This window comes from Chelativorans multitrophicus (assembly GCF_011317445.1).
Classification (GTDB): domain Bacteria; phylum Pseudomonadota; class Alphaproteobacteria; order Rhizobiales; family Rhizobiaceae; genus Chelativorans; species Chelativorans multitrophicus.
In genome coordinates, this window is sequence record NZ_JAAAPL010000002.1 from 313,733 (window position 1) to 338,610 (window position 24,878).

At 60.7% G+C, this 24,878-nt stretch carries 25 protein-coding genes and 1 pseudogene; 9 read left to right on the forward strand and 17 right to left on the reverse strand.

All coding sequences use genetic code 11. The features are described 5' to 3' along the window. Window positions 1–66 precede the first annotated feature (66 nt). The gene (locus GNP00_RS12185) at window positions 67–3,888 is read left to right on the forward strand and encodes an AsmA family protein (RefSeq protein WP_011581319.1); all 3,822 of its coding nucleotides are present in this window, start codon (window positions 67–69) and stop codon (window positions 3,886–3,888) included. Between the two features lies 1 nt (window position 3,889). On the opposite strand, the gene GNP00_RS12190 is transcribed toward GNP00_RS12185, so the two are convergent. From GNP00_RS12190 to GNP00_RS12210, 5 genes are all read right to left on the reverse strand, one after another. Beyond that, window positions 3,890–4,129 (reverse strand): ribbon-helix-helix domain-containing protein, encoded by a 240-nt coding sequence (locus tag GNP00_RS12190; protein ID WP_011581318.1) that lies wholly within the window; start codon window positions 4,127–4,129, stop codon window positions 3,890–3,892. Continuing rightward, on the reverse strand, window positions 4,126–4,320 hold the full coding sequence (locus tag GNP00_RS12195; RefSeq protein WP_041544710.1) for a DUF4169 family protein: 195 nt from the start codon (window positions 4,318–4,320) through the stop codon (window positions 4,126–4,128). Before GNP00_RS12195 ends, GNP00_RS12190 begins: the two co-directional genes overlap by 4 nt. A 3-nt stretch (window positions 4,321–4,323) precedes the next feature. After that, entirely contained in the window at window positions 4,324–4,857 is a 534-nt protein-coding gene (locus GNP00_RS12200; protein ID WP_011581317.1) for an SspB family protein, read from the reverse strand. A gap of 206 nt (window positions 4,858–5,063) precedes the next feature. Then, entirely contained in the window at window positions 5,064–5,747 is a 684-nt protein-coding gene (locus GNP00_RS12205) for a TetR/AcrR family transcriptional regulator (protein ID WP_011581316.1), read from the reverse strand. 186 nt (window positions 5,748–5,933) lie between these two features. Next, window positions 5,934–6,446, reverse strand: a complete 513-nt coding sequence (locus GNP00_RS12210; protein WP_011581315.1) for a DinB family protein — start codon at window positions 6,444–6,446, stop codon at window positions 5,934–5,936. A 214-nt stretch (window positions 6,447–6,660) separates the two neighbouring features. On the opposite strand from GNP00_RS12210, the gene ndk reads away from it, so the two are divergent. Further along, on the forward strand, window positions 6,661–7,083 hold the full coding sequence (gene ndk, locus GNP00_RS12215) for a nucleoside-diphosphate kinase (RefSeq protein ID WP_011581314.1): 423 nt from the start codon (window positions 6,661–6,663) through the stop codon (window positions 7,081–7,083). 42 nt (window positions 7,084–7,125) lie between these two features. Here ndk and GNP00_RS12220 read toward each other — a convergent pair whose 3' ends face one another. From GNP00_RS12220 to GNP00_RS12240, 5 genes are all read right to left on the reverse strand, one after another. Next, complete coding sequence (locus GNP00_RS12220; protein WP_011581313.1) at window positions 7,126–7,590, reverse strand: molybdenum cofactor biosynthesis protein MoaE; 465 nt, start codon at window positions 7,588–7,590, stop codon at window positions 7,126–7,128. A gap of 2 nt (window positions 7,591–7,592) precedes the next feature. Then, window positions 7,593–7,844: a molybdopterin converting factor subunit 1 gene (gene moaD, locus GNP00_RS12225; RefSeq protein ID WP_011581312.1), complete on the reverse strand. Its 252-nt coding sequence runs from the start codon at window positions 7,842–7,844 to the stop codon at window positions 7,593–7,595. Window position 7,845: 1 nt separating this feature from the next. Then, complete coding sequence (gene pgsA / locus GNP00_RS12230; RefSeq protein ID WP_041544709.1) at window positions 7,846–8,439, reverse strand: CDP-diacylglycerol--glycerol-3-phosphate 3-phosphatidyltransferase; 594 nt, start codon at window positions 8,437–8,439, stop codon at window positions 7,846–7,848. 66 nt (window positions 8,440–8,505) lie between these two features. After that, a complete protein-coding gene (uvrC, locus tag GNP00_RS12235) occupies window positions 8,506–10,416 on the reverse strand; it encodes an excinuclease ABC subunit UvrC (protein WP_425483015.1) in 1,911 nt (636 codons plus the stop codon). Between the two features lie 47 nt (window positions 10,417–10,463). Continuing rightward, window positions 10,464–11,234 (reverse strand): SDR family oxidoreductase, encoded by a 771-nt coding sequence (locus tag GNP00_RS12240; RefSeq protein WP_011581309.1) that lies wholly within the window; start codon window positions 11,232–11,234, stop codon window positions 10,464–10,466. Between the two features lie 367 nt (window positions 11,235–11,601). Between GNP00_RS12240 and GNP00_RS12245 the strand changes: the two genes are divergently transcribed. Continuing rightward, window positions 11,602–12,252, forward strand: coding sequence for an outer membrane protein (locus GNP00_RS12245; protein ID WP_011581308.1), 651 nt, complete (start codon window positions 11,602–11,604; stop codon window positions 12,250–12,252). Window positions 12,253–12,338: 86 nt separating this feature from the next. On the opposite strand, the gene GNP00_RS12250 is transcribed toward GNP00_RS12245, so the two are convergent. The 3 genes from GNP00_RS12250 to GNP00_RS12260 form a co-directional block, all read right to left on the reverse strand. Then, on the reverse strand, window positions 12,339–12,989 hold the full coding sequence (locus GNP00_RS12250; RefSeq protein ID WP_011581307.1) for a ribonuclease T2 family protein: 651 nt from the start codon (window positions 12,987–12,989) through the stop codon (window positions 12,339–12,341). Between the two features lie 256 nt (window positions 12,990–13,245). Then, a complete protein-coding gene (locus GNP00_RS12255; protein WP_011581306.1) occupies window positions 13,246–13,689 on the reverse strand; it encodes a hypothetical protein in 444 nt (147 codons plus the stop codon). Window positions 13,690–13,749: 60 nt separating this feature from the next. Next, window positions 13,750–14,610 (reverse strand): 23S rRNA (adenine(2030)-N(6))-methyltransferase RlmJ, encoded by an 861-nt coding sequence (locus GNP00_RS12260; protein WP_011581305.1) that lies wholly within the window; start codon window positions 14,608–14,610, stop codon window positions 13,750–13,752. 107 nt (window positions 14,611–14,717) lie between these two features. Between GNP00_RS12260 and GNP00_RS12265 the strand changes: the two genes are divergently transcribed. Then, window positions 14,718–16,829: a molybdopterin oxidoreductase family protein gene (locus GNP00_RS12265; RefSeq protein ID WP_011581304.1), complete on the forward strand. Its 2,112-nt coding sequence runs from the start codon at window positions 14,718–14,720 to the stop codon at window positions 16,827–16,829. A 42-nt stretch (window positions 16,830–16,871) separates the two neighbouring features. Here GNP00_RS12265 and GNP00_RS12270 read toward each other — a convergent pair whose 3' ends face one another. From GNP00_RS12270 to purM, 3 genes are all read right to left on the reverse strand, one after another. After that, window positions 16,872–18,407, reverse strand: a complete 1,536-nt coding sequence (locus GNP00_RS12270; RefSeq protein ID WP_011581303.1) for a S10 family peptidase — start codon at window positions 18,405–18,407, stop codon at window positions 16,872–16,874. Window positions 18,408–18,571: 164 nt separating this feature from the next. Further along, window positions 18,572–19,282, reverse strand: a complete 711-nt coding sequence (gene purN, locus GNP00_RS12275) for a phosphoribosylglycinamide formyltransferase (protein ID WP_011581302.1) — start codon at window positions 19,280–19,282, stop codon at window positions 18,572–18,574. Next, on the reverse strand, window positions 19,279–20,343 hold the full coding sequence (gene purM, locus GNP00_RS12280; RefSeq protein ID WP_041544708.1) for a phosphoribosylformylglycinamidine cyclo-ligase: 1,065 nt from the start codon (window positions 20,341–20,343) through the stop codon (window positions 19,279–19,281). The genes purN and purM overlap by 4 nt, the downstream gene beginning before the upstream one ends. A gap of 191 nt (window positions 20,344–20,534) precedes the next feature. Between purM and GNP00_RS12285 the strand changes: the two genes are divergently transcribed. From GNP00_RS12285 to GNP00_RS23880, 4 genes and pseudogenes are all read left to right on the forward strand, one after another. Beyond that, window positions 20,535–21,092 (forward strand): CDP-alcohol phosphatidyltransferase family protein, encoded by a 558-nt coding sequence (locus GNP00_RS12285; RefSeq protein ID WP_011581300.1) that lies wholly within the window; start codon window positions 20,535–20,537, stop codon window positions 21,090–21,092. Continuing rightward, the gene (locus GNP00_RS12290; RefSeq protein WP_011581299.1) at window positions 21,064–22,200 is read left to right on the forward strand and encodes an AI-2E family transporter; all 1,137 of its coding nucleotides are present in this window, start codon (window positions 21,064–21,066) and stop codon (window positions 22,198–22,200) included. Before GNP00_RS12285 ends, GNP00_RS12290 begins: the two co-directional genes overlap by 29 nt. Further along, complete coding sequence (gene hdaA, locus GNP00_RS12295; protein ID WP_011581298.1) at window positions 22,200–22,901, forward strand: DnaA regulatory inactivator HdaA; 702 nt, start codon at window positions 22,200–22,202, stop codon at window positions 22,899–22,901. The genes GNP00_RS12290 and hdaA overlap by 1 nt, the downstream gene beginning before the upstream one ends. Window positions 22,902–23,019: 118 nt before the next feature. Continuing rightward, window positions 23,020–23,178 (forward strand): annotated as a pseudogene (locus GNP00_RS23880) (hypothetical protein); the annotation flags it as partial. Window positions 23,179–23,216: 38 nt separating this feature from the next. Here GNP00_RS23880 and GNP00_RS12300 read toward each other — a convergent pair. Then, the gene (locus GNP00_RS12300) at window positions 23,217–23,555 is read right to left on the reverse strand and encodes a hypothetical protein (protein WP_157038068.1); all 339 of its coding nucleotides are present in this window, start codon (window positions 23,553–23,555) and stop codon (window positions 23,217–23,219) included. Window positions 23,556–23,782: 227 nt separating this feature from the next. On the opposite strand from GNP00_RS12300, the gene GNP00_RS12305 reads away from it, so the two are divergent. Continuing rightward, window positions 23,783–24,871, forward strand: coding sequence for an AbrB family transcriptional regulator (locus GNP00_RS12305; RefSeq protein ID WP_041545414.1), 1,089 nt, complete (start codon window positions 23,783–23,785; stop codon window positions 24,869–24,871). Window positions 24,872–24,878 lie beyond the last annotated feature (7 nt).

Here is a 24,878-nt window from a genome sequence, read left to right on the forward strand (position 1 = left end):
TGTGGCTATGGCGCTCTCGGCAAGCCCCAAGACAGGGAAGGGGAGGTAGGACTGGCGCGGCTGTTCGTGATCATCGGTGGACTTGTGGTGCTGGTGCTGACCGCAGCTCTGGTAGCGCCCTATTTCATCGACTGGACATCCTATCGCGCCGCCTTCGAGCGGGAGGCCAGCCGCATCCTCGGCCGTGAAGTTCGTGTGGAGGGCACCGCAAGAGCGCGCCTCCTTCCATTCCCTTCCGTCACCTTCACCGATGTCGTCGTGGCAGGAGCCGAACCCGGCGATCCGGCGATGACGGTCGATGAATTCTCGATGGATGCGGAACTTGCTCCCTTCCTGCGAGGAGAGCTCCTTATCTTCGACATGCGGCTGGTGCGGCCGAGCGCGAGCATCGAGATCGCATCCACGGGGCAGGTCGATTGGGCTGTGCGGCCTTCCTCACCTTTTGACCCGAGCCAGATAAGGCTTGAAGGTGTGACCGTCTCGGCGGGCACAATCACCGTTCTTCAGCACGCAAGCGGACGAACGGTAACGCTCAGCAATATCAACAGCGAAATCTCCGCGCGCAGCCTCGCCGGGCCCTGGCGGGTAACAGGAACATTGCAGGTAAACGGCCTTCCAGTTACGCTCACGGCTTCCACCGGAACAGCCTCGGACGGGGCCATGCGCGTCCGGATATCCGCGCAGCCGCGGGATTATCCGGTTTTGATCGAAACGGATGGCGAAGCGCGGCTTGATCAGGAACAAGGGAGATATTCGGGCACATTCCGCTTTGTTAACGCAAACCCCTCGGAAGAGGCGCAGGAGGCTTCAGCGGCAGCGGTGAACCCAGGCAACCGCGTGGCGGGTCGTTTCAGCCTCGATCATCAGCGCCTGGCCATCGATGAATTCCGGTTTCAAACCGGGCCAGAGGACGCCCCCTATACGGCAGACGGAACCGCCGCTGTGGATTTCGGCGCCAACCCGTCCTTCTCGGTGACGGCCGACGGGGCGCAAATCAGGCTGGATGAGTCGCAGGCGGAAGCGGGCGTCATCTCCGGCCTTTCCGCCGACGAACGTTTTGCTGCTCTAAGGGCATTCATCACAAATCTACCAAAACCGGCCATTCCGGGATCGATCGCCCTGAATCTGCCCGCCATCGTTGCGGGCGACACGACCATCCGGGACATTCGCATCCGGGCGCAACCCGCCGAGGAGGGCTGGAATATCGCGTCCGCCGCCGCGACGCTGCCCGGCCGCACGCGCTTCGAAGGGGAGGGCCTGCTTACCACGGGGGCAGCCCCCTCGTTTTCGGGAAGAATGCTCCTGGCGGTAACTCAGCCTTCGGGCTTTGCTGCCTGGGTGGCGCGCGATGTGGACGAGGCGATCCGACACCTTCCCGCGGCCGGTTTCAGCGCGGATGTCTTGTTGAGCAAGGAGCGGCAGCGCTTCGACAATATGGAACTGATCCTCGGCGATGCGCGCTTCCGCGGCGCTATAAACCGTCAAAGCCCGGAAGATGCGCGCCCGTCTTTGATGCTGAAGCTCGGCGGCAATCGACTTGATTTGGAGGGAATGAGAGCATTTGCATCGCTTTTCATCAGCGATGCCGGCCGCAACAGGCTGGGCGACCATAATGTCGACCTGGATATCACGGCCGGTCCCGTTTCCGCCCAAGGATTTACAGCCGAACGCCTGGATGCGGCGATGCGCCTGCGCGAGGGCACTCTCGAAATCGACCGCTTTACCCTGACCGGATTGGCCGATGCGAATATCAGTGCCACCGGAACCGTGAGCAATATTGGCGCCGAGCCAACGGGGAAGCTTGACGCATCAGTGATCGCCGTCGATCTTGCGCCGCTTGCCGAACTTCTCGCGCAGCGCTTCCCCGACATGCCTTTTATTTCGGCGCTTAGCAGCAATGCCGCCGCATATCCCGGACTTCTTGCGGATAGTGAACTCAATATCATCGCCAACACGGAAGGCGGACTTTCCGCTGCCATCAAGGGAGTTTCGGGAGGCACGGCGGTGGATCTGTCCGTGTCTGGCCAAGGTGCGCTCACCGATCTTGCCAATGCGGAACTCACGACCCGCCTAACCGCCCAAAACGAAAACGCATCCGCGCTCTACGCGCTTCTAGGCTTTCCAGCACTGCCTCTGGGCTTCACCGGTGCGGCACAGGTGGAATGGCTTGCTGAGGGTATTCCAGCGCGGGGTATGGAGACGGAGTTCAGCTTCTCGGGGCAGGGTCTCGACGCGAGCTTCAACGGGCAGGTACGCGCCGGCGAAAGCTTGGCGATCCAAGGAAATGCCCGGCTTGAAGCCGACGATCTGGAACCGTGGCTTGCCGAAGCGGGCATCTCGTTGCCGGGATTTGGCTATGGTCTTCCAGCAGTGCTTTCAGCAGGCTTGGACGGCGGCGACGGTCTGCTCGTTATCAGCAATCTGCAAGGGGCGGTCGCGGAGAGAAATGTGAGCGGCGATCTTAATGCCGAGCTTCGCGAACGCGTGCCGCATCTGACAGGCTCCCTTACCATGGCCGGCTTTGACCTCGGCCTTGCGGCAGAGATGGTGGCAGGCAGCCGGGCCTTCGAAGCTGGAGAAGGGGCGTGGCCGCAAGCGCCCTTCAGCGGCAATGAGATCTCGCCATTTACGGCCGATGTCGAACTCACCGCACGTGAACTTTGGTTCGGAAATTCCGCCGCCGCCAATGACGCGCATATGCGGCTGAAGATCGGTCCAGAGGGTTTCGCCGTGTCTGATTTCACCGGGCAGATTTTCGGCGGAACGATGGAAGGATTGGCCGAATTCAGAAATGACGCCGGTACGGGACTGTTTTCGGCACAAATGTCGCTGCGCGATGCTCCGCTTGAGGCAGTCCTGCCGGGCAGCGGAATATCGGGACACTCCGATGTCAGCGCCAGCGTCACTGCAAGCGGCAAGTCCGTTGGCGCAATGGTCTCCGCGCTTTCCGGCTCAGGATCGGCGTCCCTAAGGAATCTCATCGTCTCCGGCATAAATCCGGCGGCGATCGCCCCGATCCTCGAAGAGGCTGACAGTCTTGGCGTCGAGATCAACGGGGAGAATGTAAGAGCCTTCGCGCCGGCACTCGTCAGGCGGGACCGGCTTTCAGCCGGGAACGTGGACCTGGCATTCACCATCGCCAATGGCGTGGCGCGAATGCCGCCGGTGCAGCTTGAAAGCCGGGGCACGCGCATGAGCGTCGAGGCGGCAGCCGACCTGAGGGACGAGACGGTTTCGGCCTCAGGAACGATCACCTACGATCCCGGCCTGGAAGCCGTGGCAGGGTCGGAGCCGGCGGTGCGTTTCGCCCTTAACGGGCCGATCGGAGAGGCGCAACTCGAGCTCGATACCGCGCCGCTGGCGCAATTCCTTACCCAGCGCGCGCTTGAGCGCGAGCAGGCGCGGGTGGAGCACATGCAGGCTGTTCTTTTGGAGCGGCAGCGGCTGCGGCGAGAAGCCAGTTATTTTAGGGCCTTGGAAGCGCAGCGTCAGGCGGCAGAAGCCGAACGTGTCCGGCTTGAGGCGGAAGCCGAGCGTCAACGGCAGGAGGAAGAGCGCAGAAGAGCCGAGGAAGCCAGGCTGAGGGAGGAGGAGGCGCGTCGACAGGCGGAGCAGCCTCGCCAAGGGGCAGGGGAGTTGGAGGATTCTCCACCGCTCGGCGCCGAACCTGGGCCAGTCATTCCACAAGCACCGGTTCAAACGCCGCTTCCCGAAGCGGAGAGAGATTCGCCGGTGGAACGCAGACCGCTGCCCCCTCCGGTACAGGGCAACGAACCTCGGTCGGATATGAGTCCAGGTGACGCGGCAGAAGAGGGGCTACACCCGCAGCCCGTCTTGCGCGCCGATGAGCTCACCGTGGAAAAGCTGCTGGAATTGCTGGAGCAATAATCTAATCCCGGCTCTTATCCTCGCACGCCCTTCGCTTGACCTCGGCCAGCACATAAAGACGCAGCGCAGAAGACAGGTTGGTGTTCCGCGACTGAGAAGCGTCGATCTCGCCGATCAGAGCGGCCACGGGCTTTCCCTGCGCCGCCGCGATGCGTTCAAGCTCACTGTAGAAGGCATCTTCGAGCGAAAAGCTCGTCCGATGGCCGCGAATTGTTACGGAGCGCTTTTTGGGCGCGCTCATTTGTCTTCGTCAGGGGAAACTAAGCGGCGGTGTGCTTCCAGTCTCGCGGCGTCGAGCGCCTCGGCGCGACGATCGGCCTCGCGCTTTGCGCGCGGCTGGCCGAAGCGGGTACGATTTTCCGCAGCGATTTGCTCTTTCTGCGCCCGGTTTTTCCGTTTTCGAACGAGACGAAGATTTACGAGCTCGCCCATCGCCTACTTCTTGCGGAATGCATCCAGCGAGACGACTTCCGCACCCTTGCCTTCGGCTTTTTCTTCCGCGGGGGCCTCATTGCCCTCCGTCTTGCGCTCGGCTGCCGGCTTGCGCTTGGCTGGTTGCTTCGCTTCTTCCTTGAGCAGCGTCGGTTCTGCAGGTTCAGCGTGCGGCTGCTCCTGCTTCACCTCGAATTCGACTTCGAAGCTCGCCGAGGGATCGTAAAAGCCGCGAACGGCCGAGAAGGGTATCTCCAGCTTCTCGGGAATGTCGGAGAACGAGAGAACGACCTCAAAGCCTTTCTCGGTCACTTTCAGATCCCAGTACTGGTACTGGATGACGATCGTCATCTCTTCCGGATAGCGCTCCTTCAGGCGACTGGAGATCCGCACACCCGGCGCATTGGTCACAAAGCGGATGAAAAAATGATGATTGCCGGGCAGCCCAGCCTGCGCCACCTCCTGAAGCACCTTGCGCACAACACCGCGCAGCGCCTCCTGAACGAGAATGTCGTAGCGAATGCGGTCCTCGGGCATGGGCAGTCGGATATCCTGAATCGATGGCGCTCATCTTAGGTCTAATAAAGCTTGGCGCAGTCGTAAATCCGATAAAAGGGCGAGGGAGCCAAAAAGAGCGGCAATCGCCGGCAGCATTCGGGGCCGAGCATCCTCGAGAACGCACAAAGACGCCTAATTTGAAAAGCTGCGTACCCGTGCGAACCGGTTCCGGCTTTCCGGGTGTGCTAGGCTTCCTGAGAGGCTGTCGCGCGAACCGGCCTGTCAGCCTTTCGCCCGAAGGCACGAAGGAAAGTGGAAACTGCGCGCCGCGCCGCTGCGAGAAGCTCGTCATCCGTAAGGGATTTGCCGAACATGCAAGGCATGTTCAATTCGGCATTGTTAAGTGCCATGAATTGCCGCGCGGCGACATCCGGGTCATCTATGTCGAGGTAGCCTGCATGCGCGAGACGGGCAAGCCGTGCCGCGAGCGAGGATTCGATCTTTCCCGGCCCTTCCTTGCGCCACACGTCGAACAGCTCGGGATAACGCTCGCCTTCGGCGATAAGCATCTTGCGCAGAAGCTTTCCTTCCCGGCCCCAGATGCAGTTCTTGTTTAGCCGCAGCGCGAAAGCCACGAGATCCGCTTCGAGATCGTCAGGCTGATTGGGAAAGGTGTCGAGAATCGCAAAGGCGCGGGTGTTGATCCGGTCGGTGATCTCCCGCAATGCCGCCGTGAACAACTTATCCTTGTCGCCGTGATGGTTGTAGATCGTCTGACGGGAAACGCCAGCTTCCGCAGCTATCAGATCGATGTTGGCACCTGCAAAGCCCTCACGGCAGAAAACAGTCGCCGCGGCGTCAATTATCGACTGGCGCTTTGCAGCGTGTCCGCGCGGAGGGAAAATGCTGGTGCAATTCTCTCTGATCATAGCTCCTATATAGAGCTGATTGACGAATTAGACAAGGTTGTCCAAAAGAGATAGGGCTTATCTGATCTTCTTTCCGCGCAGGGCTGCCAATACTGGAAAAGCGGAGATCAAGTCCGCCAATGTGGCTGCTCAGCCCGCCTCAAACCGGATCCGGGGCTGCAGCAGCCAATCCTGTGAAAATGTTGGTCAGGCGTATCTCTTTCCCTCGGCTGTGCGCATGAAGTAAGCGAGGTCCAGCGATGGGGGATTATGGCCAAGCACCGAAAGAATGCTGTGCGCTTGCCCGCGGTGATGCGTTTGGTGGTTGAAGAAATGCGAGAGGGCAGGAGCCAGGCGTTGCGATACCGGCTCGGGCTTAACAATCGTCGAGTAAGTGATGTAAGCGCTGAGTGCGGCCTCGTCCAGGGTGCCAAGCCAACTCAGGATCCGCTCGTCCTCGGCTTCCCGCGCAAGCCTCAACGACGGCAGTGCGGAGTCGATGATGGCGTTGAGCCGGTCCGGAGCGTCGCCACTCCCGGTGAAGCGCTTCATCCAGATGCGGTCGGCGACCAGGATATGGTTGAGCGTTCCCATCATGGACTTGAAGAAAACGCCTACGTCACGCGCGAACTCTTCGGCGGTCAGTTCGCCCGCCGCGTCGTAAAGAAGCCGGTTCGCCCAGCGGTTATAATTCGCCATCATCTCGAAGTGTCTTTTCACGGGCTGCTCCACTGTTGCCGATCGGGTTATGATTAGCCCGATCCCTGTGCGAGGACACATGAAATCCGCTCATCTTTCCCATGCGCAGAATTGATCGGAGTTGTGGCGGGTGCTTGCTGGCCGGATGAAGGTTATGGCCCCATCCCCTTCACAGCGGGCGTTGTCGCCGCTATAGACCCGCAATCCCTTATTTCCCTTATGCGAAGGATGTGAAATGGCGATCGAACGCACTTTTTCCATGATCAAACCGGATGCCACCAAGCGCAATCTTACCGGCGCAATCACAAAGATGCTGGAGGATGCAGGCCTGAAGGTCGTGGCCTCCAAGCGCGTCTGGATGAGCCGTCGCCAGGCTGAAGGTTTCTATGCAGTGCATAAGGATCGCCCCTTCTTCGACGAGCTTTGCGAGTTCATGTCTTCAGGTCCGACGGTGATCCAGGTTCTCGAAGGCGAGAATGCAATTGCCAAGAACCGCGAGGTGATGGGCGCGACAAACCCGGCAAATGCCGCCGAGGGCACTATCCGTAAGGTTTTCGCGCTTTCCATCGGCGAAAACTCGGTGCACGGATCTGATGCCCCGGAAACGGCCGAGCAGGAAATTCGTTACTGGTTCTCGGAAACTGAAATCGTCGGCTGACTGCCGTAGGTTCAGCAGAAAGCCGGGCTCTGCCCGGCTTTCTTATTTCTTCCAGCGCTCAAGGGCGTTTTCGTCTTCCGCCTTGGCTTCCACCCATTGGCCTGGCCCGGCATCCGTCAGATGCTCCTTTTTCCAAAAAGGCGCTCTCGACTTCAGATAATCCATCAGGAAATCCGCAGCCTCTAATGCTGCTTTCCTGTGCGACGAGGCGGTTACCACAAGCACGATGTTTTCGCCCGGCCTGATCTTGCCGTAACGGTGGACCACGGTCAGCCCGGAAAGCTGCCAGCGCTCTGCCGCTTGACGGGCGATGCGGGTCATTTCGGCTTCAGCCATGCCGGGATAGTGTTCAAGCTCCAGTGCTGCCAAGCGACCGCCTTCATCGCGGCATTTTCCGGTGAAGGTGACGACCGCACCCACATCCCTGCGGCCATCCGTCAGCCGATCGATTTCAACGGCGAGATCGAAATCCTCCGCCTGCACGCGAATATGGGGCTCGCAGCCCATGCTCACCCTCCCGTCATAGGCGGGAACAGCGCCACCTCGCCGTCTAACGGCAATCGCGTTTGATGGTCAGCATGCTCGTGATCGATGGCCACGCGGATCACCTGCGGGTGTTCGAGCGCTGCCGCATAGCCTGCGCCGCGCGCCCTCAGCCATTGAAGAAGCTCCGCAACCGTCCTCACCTCACCTGGCAAGGTAACCTCCTCGGTCTCCTTACCAATGCGCTCCCGGACCCATGCGAAATAGATGAGCTTCATGCTATTCCTCGATGATATGCTTCAAGCCGGCGCGGAAATAATCGTAGCCGGTATAGAGCGTCACGAGCGCGGAAAACCACAAAAGCGCGATGCCGGTCTCGGTTATATAGGGGACGATCTTGTCACCGGCAGGGCCGGCGAGGAGGAAGCCGATCGCCACCATCTGGATGGCTGTCTTCCATTTGGCAAGCTGTGTTACCGGCACGCTCACCTTCAGCCCGGCAAGATATTCTCTCAAGCCCGATACCAGGATCTCCCGGCACAGGATGACGATCGCGGCCCAGAGCGTCCAGCCTGCGATCGTGCGATCCGTATCAGCGGCAAGAAGGAGAAGGCAGGTTGCCACGAGCAGCTTGTCGGCAATCGGGTCCAGCATTCTGCCGATATTGGAGGTTTGCTTCCAGCTTCGCGCGAGATAGCCATCCAGGTAATCGGTGACGCTTGCGGCGAGAAACAGTCCAAGCGCCGACCAGCGGGCAAAGTCGCTGGATTGCAGCCGCCCTTCAAGAAAGAAGCAAAGCACAATCAGCGGCACCGCCATGATGCGCGCATAAGTGAGCAGGTTTGGAAGGTTGAAGGCGCGTTGTTGCGACATGGATTGCTGGCTCATTGTCGGCCTAGTCAAATCAGACCAGGTAGACCGCGGTCAAGCGGCTGGTCACTAGCCACTCTCATGAAAGTGATTGTAAATCAGCCGGGCTATGGATTCCGATATGCCGCCCACCTCCATCAGGTCTTCGACCGCCGCCCGGCTGACTGCCTTGGCGGTGCCGAAGTGATGAAGAAGAGCCCGCTTTCGGCCAGGGCCGATTCCGGCAATCTCATCGAGAGGGTTTTTCACCATCTCCTTCTTGCGGCGCGCGCGGTGCGAACCGATGGCGAAGCGGTGCGCTTCATCCCTTAGCCGCTGCACGAAATAGAGGACGGGGTCCCTCGGCGGCAGCGTAAAGGGGGGGCGGCCCTCCATGAAGAAGCGCTCGCGCCCGGCGTCGCGGTCAACGCCTTTTGCGACACCTATGGCGGTGACGAGATCGGCGATGCCGAGATCGTCCAGTATTTGGCGGACGGCCGACATCTGGCCTTGGCCACCGTCGATCAAAATGAGATCAGGCCAGGCGGGGAAGGAAGCGTCGGAATCTTCTGCCTCGCTGCCATTGCCCGGCAGACCTTGCTCTTTGATGAGGCGGGCGAAGCGCCGTTGCATCACCTCGCGCATCATGCCGAAATCGTCGCCCGGCGTGATCTCCGCCGAGCGGATATTGAACTTTCGATACTGGTTCTTCACAAACCCTTCCGGACCCGCCACGATCATCGCGCCCACCGCGTTGGTGCCCATGATGTGCGAATTGTCGTAGACCTCGATCCGCCGTGGCGCGGCCTCCAGGCCGAAAGTCTCTGCAAGCCCCTCAAGCAGCCGCGCTTGTGACGATGTTTCCGCAAGGCGCCTTCCCAACGCTTCGCGCGCATTCTGCAGGGCGTGATCGGTCAGGTCCTTCTTCTCCCCCCGCGCCGGAACTGAGACCTGCACCTTGCGTCCCGCGCGGGCCGAGAGCGCTTCGGCCAAAAGGTCTTGATCCTCGACGGGATGGGAGAGGAGGATCAATCGCGGGCACGGCTTGTCGTCGTAAAACTGTGCCAGGAAGGAACCCAGCACCTCTCCGTGGCCGAGCGCCGGGTCCGCTTTCGGGAAATAGGCCCGGTTGCCCCAGTTCTGGCCGGTACGGAAGAAGAAGACCTGGATGCAGGTCTGACCGCCTTCCTGATGGATTGCAAAGACGTCCGCCTCTTCCAATCCCTGCGGATTGATGCCCTGGTGGCTTTGCACATGGCTCAGGGCGGCAAGGCGGTCGCGATAGATCGCGGCGCGTTCGAAATCGAGCGCCTGAGAGGCCTCTTGCATCGCGGTGGCGATCTCCGCCTTTACCGTGCTCGAGCGGCCAGAAAGAAAGTCCTTCGCCTCCTTCACGAGCGTGGCGTAGTCCTCAACGCTGATCTCTCTCGTGCAGGGGCCGGAGCAGCGCTTGATCTGGTAGAGAAGGCAAGGCCGCGTGCGGCTTTCGAAAACCGAATCGGTGCAAGTGCGCAGCAGGAACGCTCTTTGCAGTGAGTTTATCGTCCGTCCTACCGCGCCAGCGGACGCAAACGGCCCGAAGTAATCGCCTCTGCGCGACCGCGCACCTCGATGCTTGAAAATGCCTGGAGCCGGATGGTTCCCCGTCAGCAGGATATACGGAAAGGACTTGTCGTCCCGCATCAGCACGTTAAAGCGCGGACGCAATCGCTTGATGAGATTGGCCTCGAGGAGCAGCGCTTCCGTCTCGGTGCGCGTGACGACGAACTCCATCGTCGCGGTCTCGCGGATCATCCGCTCGATGCGGTTCGAATGCCCACGTCCCTGGGCATAGTTCGTGACCCGCTTCTTCAGGCTGCGTGCCTTGCCCACGTAAAGCACATCGCCCTCGGTATTCACCATGCGGTAGACGCCGGGCGCGTTTGGAAGCCGTTTCACGACGGCCTGAATCACCTCCACACCTGTGGCGGCCGTTTCCGTGCCGGCGCGGTCCCATTCCAAGGTTGAATCTTCTGCGCTTATGATCGTGTTGCCGAGATCTGCCGCGTTCAAGACGCGTCTCCACTTAAGTCGTTCCATGTGAGATGCTTCCCGCCATCGAGGGCAATCATCTGCCCAGTGATGGAGGGTGTCTCCCATAGATAGCGAATCGTGGCGCCGAATTCAGGTAGTTCAGGCCCGTGACCTAACAGAATCGCTTCGGTTTGGCGGCGGAAGCTTGCATCCGCCTCGCCCTCGTCGGGCAGCGTAGCGCCCGGACCGATCGCGTTCACCCGAATGCGCGGCGCGAGCGCCTGCGCCATGGTCCGGGTCGCCATCCATAAAGCCGCTTTCGAAAGCGTGTAGCTGAAATAGCGCGGCGTGGGCCTCCACACGCGCTGATCGATCATGTTCACTATTAGGCCTTCGCGATCTTCCGGTAATGCCCGGGCGAACTCCTGGGCGAGAATTGCTGGTGTCTTCACGTGTAGAGCAAAGTGCCGCTCCCAGACCTCGGCGTCAAAGTCGATGACCGAATCCTGTTCGAAGACGGAGGCATTATTGACGAGCAGGCGGATGGGGCCAAGCGCCTTGGCCGCCTCCTTCATCAAGGCTCTTGCCTGCGTGGGGTCAGCAAGGTCTGCCTGCAGAAGATGCGCCCGGCCGCCTTCATCCGACACCTCGGCGGCAAGTCTTTCGGCCTCAGCGCGGGAGTTCCGATAGTGGATGCCGACGGCAAAGCCGTGAGCGGCGAGGTCGAGGACAATTGCGCGTCCAACTCTCCTGGCACCGCCGGTTATGAGAACGGTCTTTTCTGCCGACTGCTTCCGCGTAGTCACTTCGTATTATTTCCGCCGTTGCAAATATATACTTCTTTCTCTCAAGGCCGCGCTGGCTTCCAGAAGCATGGCAAGCGTGGCTGAAGCCAATATGGTTAGCAGATACTTAATTGATCCGCATGCACTGATCAAAATTGTTGCGTTCTGGCCACACTGGGAAGCTCCTTCCAGAGAGGGAATACACGTTCTGCGGTTTAGCCATTTTGCAGCCATCTTGTAGCCATCTTTCGCGCTTTATCCATCGGGCTGGCGGAACCGGGCGCTCGTGAAAGCATTACAGGCGCACGGTTGGGGTTAAAAGGGCGAGTTGTCTGCTGCGACAAGCGTTCTTTCCCGAAATATTGCTCATGTGGCTAAGGAGATCACAATGAAGGTCAACAAGAAATCAATGCTAGGCTTTGCAGCCGCCGCCGCGATCGTCGCCGGTGCGATGCCAGCATATGCTGCGGACGTTATCATGGAGCAGCCGCCAGCACCGCCTGCCGCTCCGATGGAAGTGGCTCCGGTTGCTACCTGGGCCGGTCCCTATGCCGGTATCGCGCTTGGATACGGCTTCTCGGGTGAAGTGTCTGCGGACGGGGCTCCCGGCGAAGTGGAAACCGACGGCTTCGTCGGCAACGTCTTCGGCGGCTGGCAAGGTCAGTCCGGCCAGTTCGTGTACGGTGTCGAAGGCGACATCGGATACAACGGCATGGAAGGGAGTGAAGGCGGCGTGGACGTCGAGCACGGCGTTGACGGCTCGCTGCGTGCCCGTCTTGGCTATGCGGCCACTGACAATGTACTGCTCTATGCCACGGGCGGCGGCGCTGCCAGCCGGCTTGAGGCATCCGGCGGCGGCCTGACCGAATCGGAAACCGCGGTTGGCTGGACGGCCGGTGCGGGCGTGGACGTGAAGCTGACGCCGAAGTCCTTCGCGCGCCTCGAGTACCGCTACACCGATCTCAGCGCCGAGTTCGACAGCGTGGATGTCGACACGACGAGCAACAAGGTCATGCTCGGCGTCGGTATGCAGTTCTAAAAAAAAGGCGGCAAACGCCAAACGAAGAAGCCGGGCACTGCCCGGCTTTTTCTTTTCATCTCCTTCGGGAGGGGATGAAACAGGCCTTATCGTGCCGGCGGCATGGTTATTTCCGGTCTTCGGCAGGCATTTTGATCAACTTCGCCGCAAGAGCGGAAGCTTAGATCGTGCGTCAGGCAAATGCGCACCTCCCGCAGATAGCGTCTGTCGCAGGTGACCGCGATTCCCGACGGAGGCAAATCCAGATTGGCGGCAAGGAACTGCTGTTCAATGTCGGCGGGTGAAACGGAGCGCGTCTCATCAAGACGGGAAAGCTCGGCAGGGATATTGATCCGCTGCCGCGCCTGCCGCAACAGAGCGAAATAGTCGCTTTGCCCAAGCCCGCTGCACGAGCCGTGCTTGCGCCATTGATGGCCCATCAGGCCGGCGGAAGGCACAATGTCGCGATAAGCCTTCACCAGCCGGCCGGGAACGCGCTCGGGCTGGCGTGTTCGGCAGAATTCAGGATATCCCTTCTCATATTGCGGCCAGAGCCCATGCACGACAAAGGCATAAGGCCGTGTTGAACCACATTGCTCATCATTGGCCTCAGTGCCTTCCGCCGCGCAATAGCTGGGCGACCAGGAGAGCGAGAGCACGTAGAAATCGAAGATGCCGGGCTCAGAGCCCCGCTCGCCAGCCTCCGCCGATGATGCCATGGCTGCGGCAAAAAAGAGCGCGGCACCCCATCTTCGCATTCTATCTCCGCTTTTTCTTGATCCGCACCGGCTGGGCACAGGTCCTCCTGTACCAGAACGGAAGCATCAAAGTGGGGAGCAGGAGCGGCAGATAAAACAGAACTAAAAGGTCCATAATGAAAATCCCAAACTCATAACGGTCTTCAAGGGCAATAGCCGTGTGTATGGGACAAAAAAAAGAACACCGGGTTTTTTCCCGAGGGAAAATGAAGCTAAAAGCTTAGCAAAGCCGGCGCCTTTTGGGAACTGGCGGCTCTCAGCGCAGAACGCGGCAGGCGCCGTTATAGACATTCCAGCGGTCGAAGCCGAGCACGCAAAACTCCACATTGTCGCCCAGGCCCGCAAAGCCCTGGCCATATTCGATCAGGTACCAGATGGGCCGATCCTGCCCATCCGACAGCCGCGCGGTCGCCTGGCAATAACGCCGCTCGATCGGGCTGTTGTAGGTGGCGGGTTCGTAACGCGTCAGGCGCGCGCCGTAAAAATCGACGATGCCGACATTGGGAAGATTGGGTACATGGGTAACCTGGTGACGGAAGCGGCTCTGAATTGTGCCGCGCACGCTGGTATGGCCGCAGATGGCATCCTCCGCGCCGTATACGCCGACTCCGGCGCCGATGAAATCGGCGGCCAGCGCCGTCTGCGTCAAGGCTGAAAACGAGAGCGCGAAACCTGCGGCAAGGGCCAGTAGGCGTGCCATGGACTGTCTCCTGTGATCCCCGAACTCCGGATCTCAGTTTCCGTCAGGCATCAAGTCCGGTCAAGATGGCTTGGCTTCGCTGGCGAGTTGTTTCGTGTAGAACCGTCCCATTCCGCCGTGACCAAGCATTTCCGCCAACGCGGGAAGCAGGATTCCAAGCTCTTCCTTCAGCGCATAAGGCGGGTTCACCACGATCATACCGGAACCGTGGAGCCTGGGCTCGGAGGAGGGCGGCTGGATTGTGAGCCCGATATCGAGAATGTCCGGCACGCCGCTTTGCGCCAACGCTTCCCGGAAACGGTCTATCTCGGGAAGGTCCTTAACCGGATACCAGAAGGCGTAGATGCCGCCCGGCCAGCGCCGGTGCGCCTTTTTCAGCCCCTCGACCATGCGCCCAAACTCGCCCTCCTTCTCAAAGGGTGGATCGACCAGCACCAGCCCGCGCTTTTCCTTGGGTGGAAGATGGGCGCCTAGGGCCAGCCAGCCGTCGAGCTCGATGACGCGCACCTGGTAATCGCCTGCGAAATTCTCCTTGAGTGCTGCCGCGTCCTGTGAATGCAGCTCCATCGCCGTCAGCCGATCCTGCTTGCGCAGGAGGTGCCGGACGATTGTTGGCGAGCCGGGATAGATGGTGATCCCACCGGCTCTGTTCACGGCGCGGACGGCAGCGAGCAAAGGTTCGAGGAGATGGGCCGCGTTCTCGCCGAGTGGCTGCGCCATGAGCCTGCCGATGCCGTTGAGCCACTCGCCCGTTCTCTGCGCTTCCTCCCCTGAAAGATCGTAGAGGCCTACGCCTGCGTGCGTATCGATCACGCGGAAAGGCTTTTCCTTGCGCTTCAGATATTCCACGATGCGGACAAGCACGGCGTGCTTCACGACATCGGCAAAGTTTCCCGCATGGTAGGCGTGGCGGTAGTTCATCGGTTCCCGTCCGGCTGAAATCCATCATCCTGACTGATGGATCATGTAAGCGCTTTTCACGGGTTTGGCCCTACTCCGATGAGGGCAAAACCGCTAGTCTCCAGCGCATGAACACACACTCATCGCTTCATATCGGCCATTCGGCCTGTCCGCATGACTGTCCTTCCACCTGCGCGCTCGATGTCGAGGTGATCGCCGGGCGCATCGGCCGCGTCCACGGCGCCAAGGACAACAGCTATACCGCCGGCGTCATCTGCGCCAAGGTGGCGCGCTATGGCGAGCGCGTGCATCATCCCGACCGCCTTCTGAAGCCTCTGGTGCGCGCGGGCGCCAAAGGGGAGGGTGTGTGGAAGGAGGCGAGCTGGGAGGCGGCGCTCGACCGCTTGGCGGAAGCTTTTCTGGAGGCTGAAGCGAATTACGGCAGCGAGAGCGTCTGGCCCTATCATTATGCGGGCACGATGGGCCTGGTGCAGCGCGATTCCATCCATCGCCTGCGCCACGCCAAGCGTTATTCCGGGCAGTTCGACACGATTTGCACAAACCCCGCCTGGGCGGGCTATGTGATGGGCACTGGCGCGCTTCGCGGTGCCGATCCGCGCGAGATGGCCAAGGCCGATTGCGTGGTCATCTGGGGCACCAATGCGGTGGCGACCCAAGTGAATGTGATGACGCATGCCGTGCGCGCCCGCAAGGAGCGTGGGGCGAAGATCGTCGTCATAGACGTCTATGACAACGCCACCATGAAGCAGGCCGATCTCGGCATCATCGTCCGGCCGGGCACGGATGGGGCGCTCGCCTGCGCCGTCATGCATGTGCTCTTCCGCGATGGCTTGGTCGACCGGCCGTATCTGGAAAGATATACGGACGATCCCAAAGGGCTGGAACAGCATCTTTCCACGCGCACGCCGGAATGGGCGGAAGCCATCACTGGCGTTCCGGCGGCTGAGATCGAGGCTTTCGCCCGGCTGGTGGGCGAGACGAAGCGCACCTTTTTCCGCCTGGGTTACGGTTTCACCCGCAACCGGAACGGCGCGGTTAACATGCATGCCGCCCTTTCGATCGCCGCCGTTACCGGCGCGTGGCAATATGAAGGCGGCGGCGCCTTCCATTCCAATTCCGGCATTTTCGGCCTCGACAAGTCGCTGATCGAGGGGACAACCTTTGCCGATCCGTCGGTGCGCTCGCTCGATCAGTCGCAGATCGGCCGGGTGCTGACCGGCGATGAGGCGGCGCTTCACGGCGGGCCGCCGGTCACGGCGATGCTCATCCAGAATACCAATCCCGCCAATGTCGCGCCGGAGCAGCGGCTCGTGAAGCGCGGCTTCCTGCGCGAGGATCTCTTCGTGTGCGTGCACGAACAGTTCATGACCGACACGGCGAAGCTCGCCGACGTGGTGCTGCCCGCCACGATGTTCGTGGAGCATGACGACATTTATCGCGGCGGCGGCCATCAGCACATCCTGCTCGGGCCCAAGCTGATCGACGCGCCCGGTGAAGCGCGCGAGAACATCTTCGTCATCGACGAGCTCGCGAAGCGGCTTGGCGTGGCGCATCTGCCCGGCTTCGGCCTTTCGGCGCGCGAGCATCTGGACTGGACGCTCGGCCGAAGGGGGCTTGGCACTTTCGACAGTTTCCGCCACGAGCGCTGGGCCGACGTGCAGCCGGATTTCGAGACGGCGCATTTCCTTACCGGCTTCGGCCATCCCGACGGGAAATACCGCTTCCGCCCGAGCTGGAAGGGGACGCCCGGGCCGAACCATCCGCCCGAATCGATCGGCTTCCAAGGACCGCACGAGAGCCTGCCCGAATTCCCCGATCATGTGGATTTCATCGAGGCGGCCGATCCCGAGCATCCCTTCCGTCTTGCCACATCGCCGGCGCGCAGCTTCCTGAATTCAAGCTTCACGGAAACGCCGGGCTCGAAGAAGCGGGAGGGCAGGCCTGAACTGATGTTGCATCCGGAGGATGCGCTGGCGCTCGGGATCGCCGAGGGTGACCGGGTGGAGATCGGCAACGGCCGCGGCGAAGTGGTGCTCCACGCCAAGATCTTTGACGGAGTTCGCCGGGGCGTGGTTATTGCCGAAGGCATCTGGCCGAACGGCGCGCATGAGCGCGGCGAGGGCATCAATGTTTTGACGGGCGCCGATGCCGTGGCCCCCTACGGGGGCGCTGCCTTCCACGACACAAAGATCTGGGTGAGGGCGGCTCACGCGGCGTGATCCGCCCTTATCCGGCCATGCGGATCTAATCTCTGCTTCTGGTTATTGGCCGCTGTAAAGCTGAAATGCGTCTTGCCGCAGGGCGTGGCGCGAATCTGCTCGTGTGTAAAACATGTGGCCGCCTTCGTAGTTTTTCCGCAGGACCCGGCCCAACGGCTCGAAGGGCCGCAATTGGCGAAGAATCAACTCGGTCCCGAAATAGGGTGTCACGAGATCCGTATAGCCGTGAACGACGAGCACCCGGAATTCCGGATCAAGGGCAAGCACATTTCGCAGCGCACTCACCGCTTCCGGCTGCTCTTTGCCTTCTCCCCATTCCCAATCGAGATTGCGGGCGAGAAGATGATATGGGCGTTGCGGTAACCACTGCAGGTTTTGCCGGTAGTGGTTCAGCATGGCGCTGGTGATCGGCGCAAGCATTGCATCCAGAACCGGTTCCGGCCCGTTTTCGAGTATCGAGCCATGGTCGGGCGCGTCCGCAACAATCGTCGTGTCGTAAAAGCTGGCGATACGTCCACCGTCCCTCAGAAGTTCACGGGTAAGAACTTCCATGTCAATTCGCCCTTCGAAATCCCGCAAAGCATCAGGAGAAACGCCCGTCAACTCGGCGACACGGCCGACAATCCGCGCCTTGGCAGCCTCATCCTGTGTACCGCGGAGCAGATCGGTGACGAAGGGACCTGCGGCATATGCTTCGGCTTCGCGCTGTGCGGCTTCCGAGAAAGCGCCACGGCGCTCCAGCGCTGCGGCCACGAGGGAAGGCAGATACGACGCCTTAGCCAGAGGGGAATAGTCGGGCTGGTCGAACCAACCGAAATCCAGAACTGGTGATACGAGCGTCAGGCCTTTGAGCGCGACGCCATATCTCGTTTGCAGCGCCTCGGCCACGCGGGGACCGCGGAACCCTCCATAACTCTCGCCAACAAAATATTTAGGCGAGACAAGGCGGTCGTTCTCCACCAGCCATTGTCTGATGAACCGGGCGAGCGCGTCGACATCGCCCCTGACCGAGTAATAGCGTTCGCGCAATCTATCGGTCGGATCTATCAGCCTGCTGAAGCCCGTTCCGGCGGGATCGATGAAAACCAGATCGGTAAATGACAGCCATGTGTCCGGGTTTTCGACCAGAGCGATGGATTGTGAGGGGACGATCCTCTCGCCACTCATCGGCAAGAGCCACGGGCCGATGGCGCCGAGATGAAGATAGGCGGAGGCAGCTCCCGGGCCACCGTTGATGGCGAAGGTGACAGGGCGGTTGGCCTTGTCGGCGCCTTCCTTTGTATACGAGACGAAAGCGATCTCGGCTTCGGGGCGATCGTTTGTGCCGGTAAGAGTGATGGCGCCAGCCGTTGCCTGGAAGGGTAGCTCTTCCCCATCAATTTGCAGCCGATGCAGTGTCCGGCGGGCTTCAGGCAACCGGCTTTGCTTGTTTTCCGAGGAGGCTTCGGCAGGGCGCTCTTCTTGTTCCGAGGTCTGCTGGCTGGAAGGCTCAGCCTCCTCTTGGGCATGGAGAGACTGCGTGGAAATCAGCAGCACCAGGGCTGCGGCGGAAAGGAGGCGTTTGAAATCGATGAACATTGTCAATGGTGCTCAACTTATGGATCGGGCGCCTAATGGCTCGTCCTAAGTAAGCTATATTGTCGTTTGTTCTATGGCAGAACGCCTCACGCGCGGATCACAATTCGTGCGGATCCAACGGGTGTGTCTGCGAGCCAGCCGAGCTTCAAGTCAATGATCACAGCTTAAGGGGTCAGGCGCGCGAGGTCTTCGAGATCGGCCGTCTCCTCCACCGATGAAGGGACCATGAGGCTTGCCTGAGCGCCCCAGCCAATATCCACGGTGGGGGCAAAGAAAGTCCTGCCTTCTTCCACGCGCGCGCGGCCCGAAGCAACAAGAGAGAGCGCCAGCGGGTACAAACGGTGCTCGGCCTTCAGGACCCGCTCTGCCAAAGAAGCTTCGTCGTCGCCGGGCAGAACCGGTGTTGCCGCCTGCGCGATAATCGGGCCTGCATCCATTTCATGCGTCACGAAATGCACCGTGCAGCCATGGATCCGCATGCCGGCGTCCAGCGCCTTCCGGTGTGAATCGAGGCCTTTGAAAAGCGGCAGCAGCGAAGGATGGATGTTGATCATCCGCCCTTGCCAGCGCTCGACAAACTCAGCGCTCAACATGCGCATGAATCCGGCGAGGCAGATCAGCTCCACGCCATGCTGCCCGAGCGCTTCTTCAATGGCTGCTTCGTGGGAGGCTTTGTCGGGGAAATCACTCCGCGGCACGGCTATGGCCGGGATTCCGGCCGCCATCGCTGCCGCGAGCCCCGGCGCATCCGACTTGTCGCTGAGAACACAGGCGATCTCCGCCGGAAAATCGGCTTCGGCCGCGGCGCGGATAAGCGCCGTCATGTTGGAGCCTCGCCCGGAGATAAGGATCGCTGTTTTCTTCCTCACCCTCATAGCTCCAGCGCTCCTTGATAGATCACGCCCTTGTCCCTCCGTGGCACGATGCTGCCCAGGATCTCCACGTGCTCACCTTCCTTTTGCAGGACGGCCGCAACTTGTGCGGCCTGGCCGGCAGCGACAACCGCGATCATGCCGATTCCGCAGTTGAACGTGCGCAGCATCTCCTGGGCGGCCACGCCACCGCGCTCGGCGAGCCAGGAGAAGACCGGGAGGACGTTTACCGCCTCCAGGTCGATCTCGGCCGCATAGGCCGGGGGAAGGACGCGGGGAATGTTTTCTGGAAATCCGCCGCCGGTGATGTGTGCCAATGCCTTGATGCCATGTGTCCTTGCAATGGCGGAAAGTATGGGCTTGACGTAAATGCGGGTGGGCGTGAGCAGCGCCTCTGCAAGAGAGCGGTCGGAATCAAATGGGGCGGGATCGTTCCAATCAAGCCCGCTCACCTCTACGATTCTGCGCACCAGGGAGAAGCCGTTGGAGTGAACGCCCGTGGATGCAAGGCCGAGGATCACGTCGCCTTCAACGATATCATTGGTCGGCAGAAGCCGGCCGCGCTCGGCGGCACCAACGGCAAAGCCTGCCAGATCGTAGTCGCCGTCGCGGTACATGCCCGGCATCTCGGCGGTCTCGCCGCCTATCAGCGCGCAACCTGCTTGCCGGCATCCCTCGGCGATGCCGGCGACAATTGCGGCTCCCTGGTCGGGATCGAGTTTTCCGGTCGCGAAATAATCGAGGAAAAAGAGAGGTTCTGCGCCCTGCACCACGAGGTCGTTCACGCACATGGCCACGAGATCGATGCCTACGGTATCGTGCTTTCCCGCCTCGATTGCGACCTTTAGCTTGGTGCCAACCCCGTCATTGGCGGCAATCAGGATGGGATCGGTAAAACCGGCAGCCTTCAGATCGAAAAGACCGCCGAACCCGCCAATCTCACCGTCCGCGCCTGGGCGGCGTGTCGCGCGCACCAGCGGCTTGATCTTTTCCACGAGCGCGTTGCCCGCGTCGATGTCCACGCCGGCATCGGCATAGCTGAGCCCAGTTTTTTTCCTGCTCATGGCATTTTCCAGTCGCGCTTTTCGTTCTCGGGCTATTGGCACGAAGGCCACTCCGCCGCAAGGAGCCCGTCCAGGCGGCACACAGAGTTTGACCAAATCTCACTCTTGCGGTGCCACGCAAGCACAGCCATTTATTCCGGCACGCGCTGCGTCGTCGAGGATAATGAAGGGGCTATCAGAGAGGAACCGGATTGACCATTCCCAATTTCATTACGCTGTTGCGCTTCCTGCTCGTTCCCGCGGTTATCTTCGCACTTCTCACCGGTGAGGTGGAATGGGCGTTTGCCGGGTTTGTTTTTGCGGCTGTTTCAGACGGGGTCGACGGTTTCATCGCCCGCCAGTTCAACCAGAAGAGCGAGTTGGGCGCCTATCTCGACCCGATGGCGGACAAGCTGTTGCTCGTCAGCGTCTTCGTGGTTCTGGGATATATGGGAAACCTGCCGCTTTGGCTGGTTGTGGCCGCTGTCTCCCGTGACGGGCTCATCGTCGGCGGCGTTCTCCTTTCCGCCGTTATGGATCAACCCGTGGCGATGAAGCCGCTGTTGATCTCGAAAGCCAATACACTGGTGCAACTCCTGCTCGCCGCGGTGGTGCTCGCAGGACTTACCTTTGATTTCTCGCTCGGGCTCCTCTATCCCGGTCTCGTCTATTTTTCCGGGCTCTTGACCGTGGCCTCAGGCGCGGCCTATCTCGTGAACTGGATCAAGCATATGGGCGGTCATGTCGATACCGGCACCTCGGGACAGTGAGGCGGCGCCGCGCCGGGCGCTCGTTCGGCACGTCAGCTTTTGGCTCATCGCCGCCGCGATCCTGATTCTCTTTCTTTATGTGTTCAGTTCCATCCTGCTGCCTTTCCTGGCGGGAATGGTGCTTGCATATTTCCTCGATCCGATCGCTGACCGGCTGGAGCGCGTCGGCCTCTCGCGTTTGGCCGCCACGGTTCTCATACTCTGCGCGTTCATTATCCTGCTGGTGATCGCGTTGATGGTGATCATCCCGGTTCTCGGAAACCAGCTTACGGATTTCACGATGCGCCTGCCGGATTACCTCACCCGGCTTCAGGCGCTCATCACAAATATCGATCCGGGATGGTTCGAGGAGAGGATCGGCGTCAATCCCCAATCGCTGCGGGAAGGGTTGAGCACGCTCCTCACGCAGGGCGCCGGTTTCGTGGCCACGCTGTTCAAATCCATCTGGAGTTCAGGCGTGGCGCTCGTCAATCTGGTGAGCCTTTTTGTCGTCACGCCCGTGGTGGCCTTCTACATGCTGCTCGATTGGGACCATATGGTCTCCAAGGTCGATAGCTGGGTGCCGCGCAAGCAGGTGGAAACGGTCCGCCAGATCGCGCGCGATATCAATACCGCCACCGCCGGTTTCGTACGGGGGCAGGGGACCATCTGCCTCATTCTCGGCTGCTTCTATGCCGTCGGGCTGACGCTGGTAGGCCTCAATTTTGGTCTTCTCATCGGTTTCTTCGCGGGCCTGATAAGCTTCATCCCTTTTGTAGGTTCGCTCGTGGGGCTCGCGCTTTCCATAGGAGTAGCCCTCGTTCAGTTCTGGCCGGAATGGTATTGGGTGCTGGCGGTAGCGGTCATCTTCTTTGCGGGACAGTTCGTTGAAGGAAATATTCTCCAGCCCAAGCTCGTGGGCCGGAGCGTCGGCCTGCACCCGGTTTGGCTGATGTTTGCTCTTTACGCCTTCGGTTTTCTCTTCGGCTTTGTCGGCCTGCTGATTGCCGTGCCGGCATCCGCGGCGATCGCCGTTCTCGTCCGCTTTGCAATTTCCCGCTATCTCGCTTCGCCATTATACGGTGGCCATCCGTCTCTTCCGGCCGAGCAGAAAGGCCGTGATCTTTGATGGCAAGAGGCCTGTCGCCGCGGCAATTGCCACTCGATCTCGCCCATACCGAGGGCCGGTCGCGCGAAGACCTCGTGGTCACGCCCGCCAACGAGCTTGCAGTCGCATTGGTGGAGAGCTGGCCCGATTGGCCCGCTCCGATCGTGGTACTGGCTGGTCCGGCCGGATCCGGCAAGACCCATCTCGCCGACATCTGGTGCGACCAATCGGGCGCCTTTCCCGTCTCAGCCACGGCCATCGAAACGGAGGCAATGGCCGCCGCGGAGCATGGGCCGATCCTGATCGACGACGCCGACAGTCCCCTGCTCGACGAGACCGGCCTCTTTCATCTGATCAATATGGTGCGCGGCAGTCATACGCACCTGCTTCTCACCGCACGGCACTTGCCGTCCGCCTGGGGCGTGAAGCTGCCGGATCTGCTTTCGCGGCTGAAGGCGGCGGCGGCCGTCGAGATCCGTGAGCCGGACGACATGCTGCTCACCGGCGTTTTCATCAAGCTTTTCGCGGACCGCCAGGTGGCGGTGGAGCCTCATGTCGTGCAATTCATGCTCCGCCGCATGGAGCGCTCGCTTTCCGCCGCCCGGCGCATCGTCGAGCGTCTTGATCGGGTGGCGCTTGAACGCAAGATCCGCATCTCCCGGACCCTCGCAGCCGAAATTCTGGAAGGTATGGACGAGGGGCAGGGCAGTCTCGACCTCTAACCATGCTTTGCGCTTTGTGAAGACAAATCAGTCGGCATAGGGAACACGGGCGAGTATTCGAGGTTCGGTTGCCGTGCGTTGAAAGGCACGAAACGAACTTCATCGGGAGAATTAAAACATGAAAAGGCTTCTTTTGAGCTCCGTGGGCGTTCTGGCGCTTACAGCGGCAGCAGCCGGCGTCGCCTCGGCACAATCCAGCACGAGTACGACGACTGGAATGGCATCGGCAACAAGCATGACCTGCGATCAGTTCGCTGCACTGGAATCGGATCAGCAGGAACGCGCCCTTTATTTTATCGCCGGCTACCAGGCAGCTCAGGGAGCGTCGGGAACTTCGGCCAGCGCGGGATCGTCGACGGCCACTCCATCGACTGACACGACAGCTTCCGCCGACACCACCACTCCGGGCAGCAGCACGACGGGCAGCAGCACGACCGGTAGCGGCGCGTCTGGATCCTCCGATACGACCGCTTCTGCGGATACCGGAAGCACCGTACCTGGCTCAGGCGCGACCACTGGCAGCACTGCGGGCTCGGCCGACACCACCACTTCTGCAGAAGCCACCACGCCAGGCTCGGCAGCAGACACCGACACAACGACCACGGCTGGCACTTCCGCCAGCGCTGGCGACTCCAGCTTGAGCGGCATGGGCATTCAGGAAATTCCGGTAGATACCGTCATGAGCTTCTGCCAGGACAGCCCGGATGCAATGGTCACCGAAGCCATCGACCAGCAATCTGGCACGGGAACAGCGCAGTAATAAGGGTATGTTCCCTGCCACCATCAAACCCGCCGCTCCGCGGCGGGTTTTTTGTCGGTCCCCGCGCCTTCAGCGCTGAAACGCGGCTTGTCTTTTGTACATGGCTGTTTATGACCGATACATGGACTCTTCCGCAGGGCAGCAACAAGCTGAAAAACTGGAAAAGATGACGCCAGCCCGTCAATGGCTGCTGCTGATATTGCTCTCGGTTGGTTTGGCCTGCGTTCTCAAGCTGCTGCAGTTTCCGGCGGCAGCCTTACTTGGCCCGATGTTTTCAGCCGCGGTTCTCGGGATTAATGGAGCGAGCATAAGGGTGCCCTCGCTGCCCTTCGTGGCTTCACAGGGCGTCATCGGTATTCTCATCGCCATGGCGATCGAGCCAGCCGTCCTGGTTGGGTTGGCGGATAAGTGGCCGCTTGTTTTGGTCGTCGTTGTTTCCACCGTCCTAGCTTCCAGTTTTCTCGGCTGGATGATCAGCCGCTGGGGAATTCTGCCGGGCAGCACAGCCGTATGGGGGTCGGCGCCTGGGGCTGCTACGGCGATGGTGCTCATGGCCGCAGCCTTCGGAGCCGACCAGAGACTGGTGGCTTTTATGCAATATCTGCGCGTGATGATGGTTGCGCTCGCCGCGGCCGTGATCGCGAGCATTGTTGCGACAGGCCCCGAAGCCGCGTCGGAGGGCACCATATGGTTTCCTCAGCTTGACTGGCCGGCGTTTCCGGTCACGGTCTTTGTTGCCGCTATCGGAGCTGTCTTGGGGTGGCTCCTTGGCCTGCCGTCGCCCTTTTTTCTAGGCTCGATGATATTGGGCGTAGCGCTGCACTTAGGCACCGGGTTCCAATTCCAGCTTCCCCCGTGGCTTCTCGTGGCGGCTTACACTTTCATCGGCTGGACAATTGGTCTCAATTTCACCCGGACCATCGCCAGGCACGCGCTGCGGGCATTGCCGCAAATCATTGGATCCATCTTGGCGCTGATGGTCTTTTGCGGCGGGCTTGCACTGCTGCTCAATCAAATATTGGGAATCGACCTGCTTAGTGCCTATCTTGCGACCAGTCCTGGCGGCATGGATTCCATAGCGATCATCGCAGCCGCATCCAATGACGTGAACATGTCCTTCATAATGACCATGCAGATGGCACGCTTTCTCTTCGTCCTTCTGTTCGGTCCCGCGATTGCCAGGCTGGTTGCCGGGGCCGTAAAGGACTAGCGTTATT

Bases quoted from the DNA above. Each gene is read 5' to 3' on its own strand.
- GNP00_RS12190 (WP_011581318.1), bottom strand. From the start codon at position 4,129: ATGAGCGCGCCCAAAAAGCGCTCCGTAACAATTCGCGGCCATCGGACG.
- GNP00_RS12195 (WP_041544710.1), bottom strand. From the start codon at position 4,320: ATGGGCGAGCTCGTAAATCTTCGTCTCGTTCGAAAACGGAAAAACCGG.
- GNP00_RS12200 (WP_011581317.1), bottom strand. From the start codon at position 4,857: ATGCCCGAGGACCGCATTCGCTACGACATTCTCGTTCAGGAGGCGCTG.
- GNP00_RS12205 (WP_011581316.1), bottom strand. From the start codon at position 5,747: ATGATCAGAGAGAATTGCACCAGCATTTTCCCTCCGCGCGGACACGCT.
- ndk (WP_011581314.1), top strand. From the start codon at position 6,661: ATGGCGATCGAACGCACTTTTTCCATGATCAAACCGGATGCCACCAAG.
- GNP00_RS12220 (WP_011581313.1), bottom strand. From the start codon at position 7,590: ATGGGCTGCGAGCCCCATATTCGCGTGCAGGCGGAGGATTTCGATCTC.
- moaD (WP_011581312.1), bottom strand. From the start codon at position 7,844: ATGAAGCTCATCTATTTCGCATGGGTCCGGGAGCGCATTGGTAAGGAG.
- pgsA (WP_041544709.1), bottom strand. From the start codon at position 8,439: ATGTCGCAACAACGCGCCTTCAACCTTCCAAACCTGCTCACTTATGCG.
- GNP00_RS12245 (WP_011581308.1), top strand. From the start codon at position 11,602: ATGAAGGTCAACAAGAAATCAATGCTAGGCTTTGCAGCCGCCGCCGCG.
- GNP00_RS12250 (WP_011581307.1), bottom strand. From the start codon at position 12,989: ATGCGAAGATGGGGTGCCGCGCTCTTTTTTGCCGCAGCCATGGCATCA.
- GNP00_RS12255 (WP_011581306.1), bottom strand. From the start codon at position 13,689: ATGGCACGCCTACTGGCCCTTGCCGCAGGTTTCGCGCTCTCGTTTTCA.
- GNP00_RS12260 (WP_011581305.1), bottom strand. From the start codon at position 14,610: ATGAACTACCGCCACGCCTACCATGCGGGAAACTTTGCCGATGTCGTG.
- GNP00_RS12265 (WP_011581304.1), top strand. From the start codon at position 14,718: ATGAACACACACTCATCGCTTCATATCGGCCATTCGGCCTGTCCGCAT.
- GNP00_RS12270 (WP_011581303.1), bottom strand. From the start codon at position 18,407: ATGTTCATCGATTTCAAACGCCTCCTTTCCGCCGCAGCCCTGGTGCTG.
- purN (WP_011581302.1), bottom strand. From the start codon at position 19,282: ATGAGGGTGAGGAAGAAAACAGCGATCCTTATCTCCGGGCGAGGCTCC.
- purM (WP_041544708.1), bottom strand. From the start codon at position 20,343: ATGAGCAGGAAAAAAACTGGGCTCAGCTATGCCGATGCCGGCGTGGAC.
- GNP00_RS12290 (WP_011581299.1), top strand. From the start codon at position 21,064: ATGTCGATACCGGCACCTCGGGACAGTGAGGCGGCGCCGCGCCGGGCG.
- hdaA (WP_011581298.1), top strand. From the start codon at position 22,200: ATGGCAAGAGGCCTGTCGCCGCGGCAATTGCCACTCGATCTCGCCCAT.
- GNP00_RS12300 (WP_157038068.1), bottom strand. From the start codon at position 23,555: ATGCCCATGCCGCTCAAGCTGGAGTCGCCAGCGCTGGCGGAAGTGCCA.
- GNP00_RS12305 (WP_041545414.1), top strand. From the start codon at position 23,783: ATGGACTCTTCCGCAGGGCAGCAACAAGCTGAAAAACTGGAAAAGATG.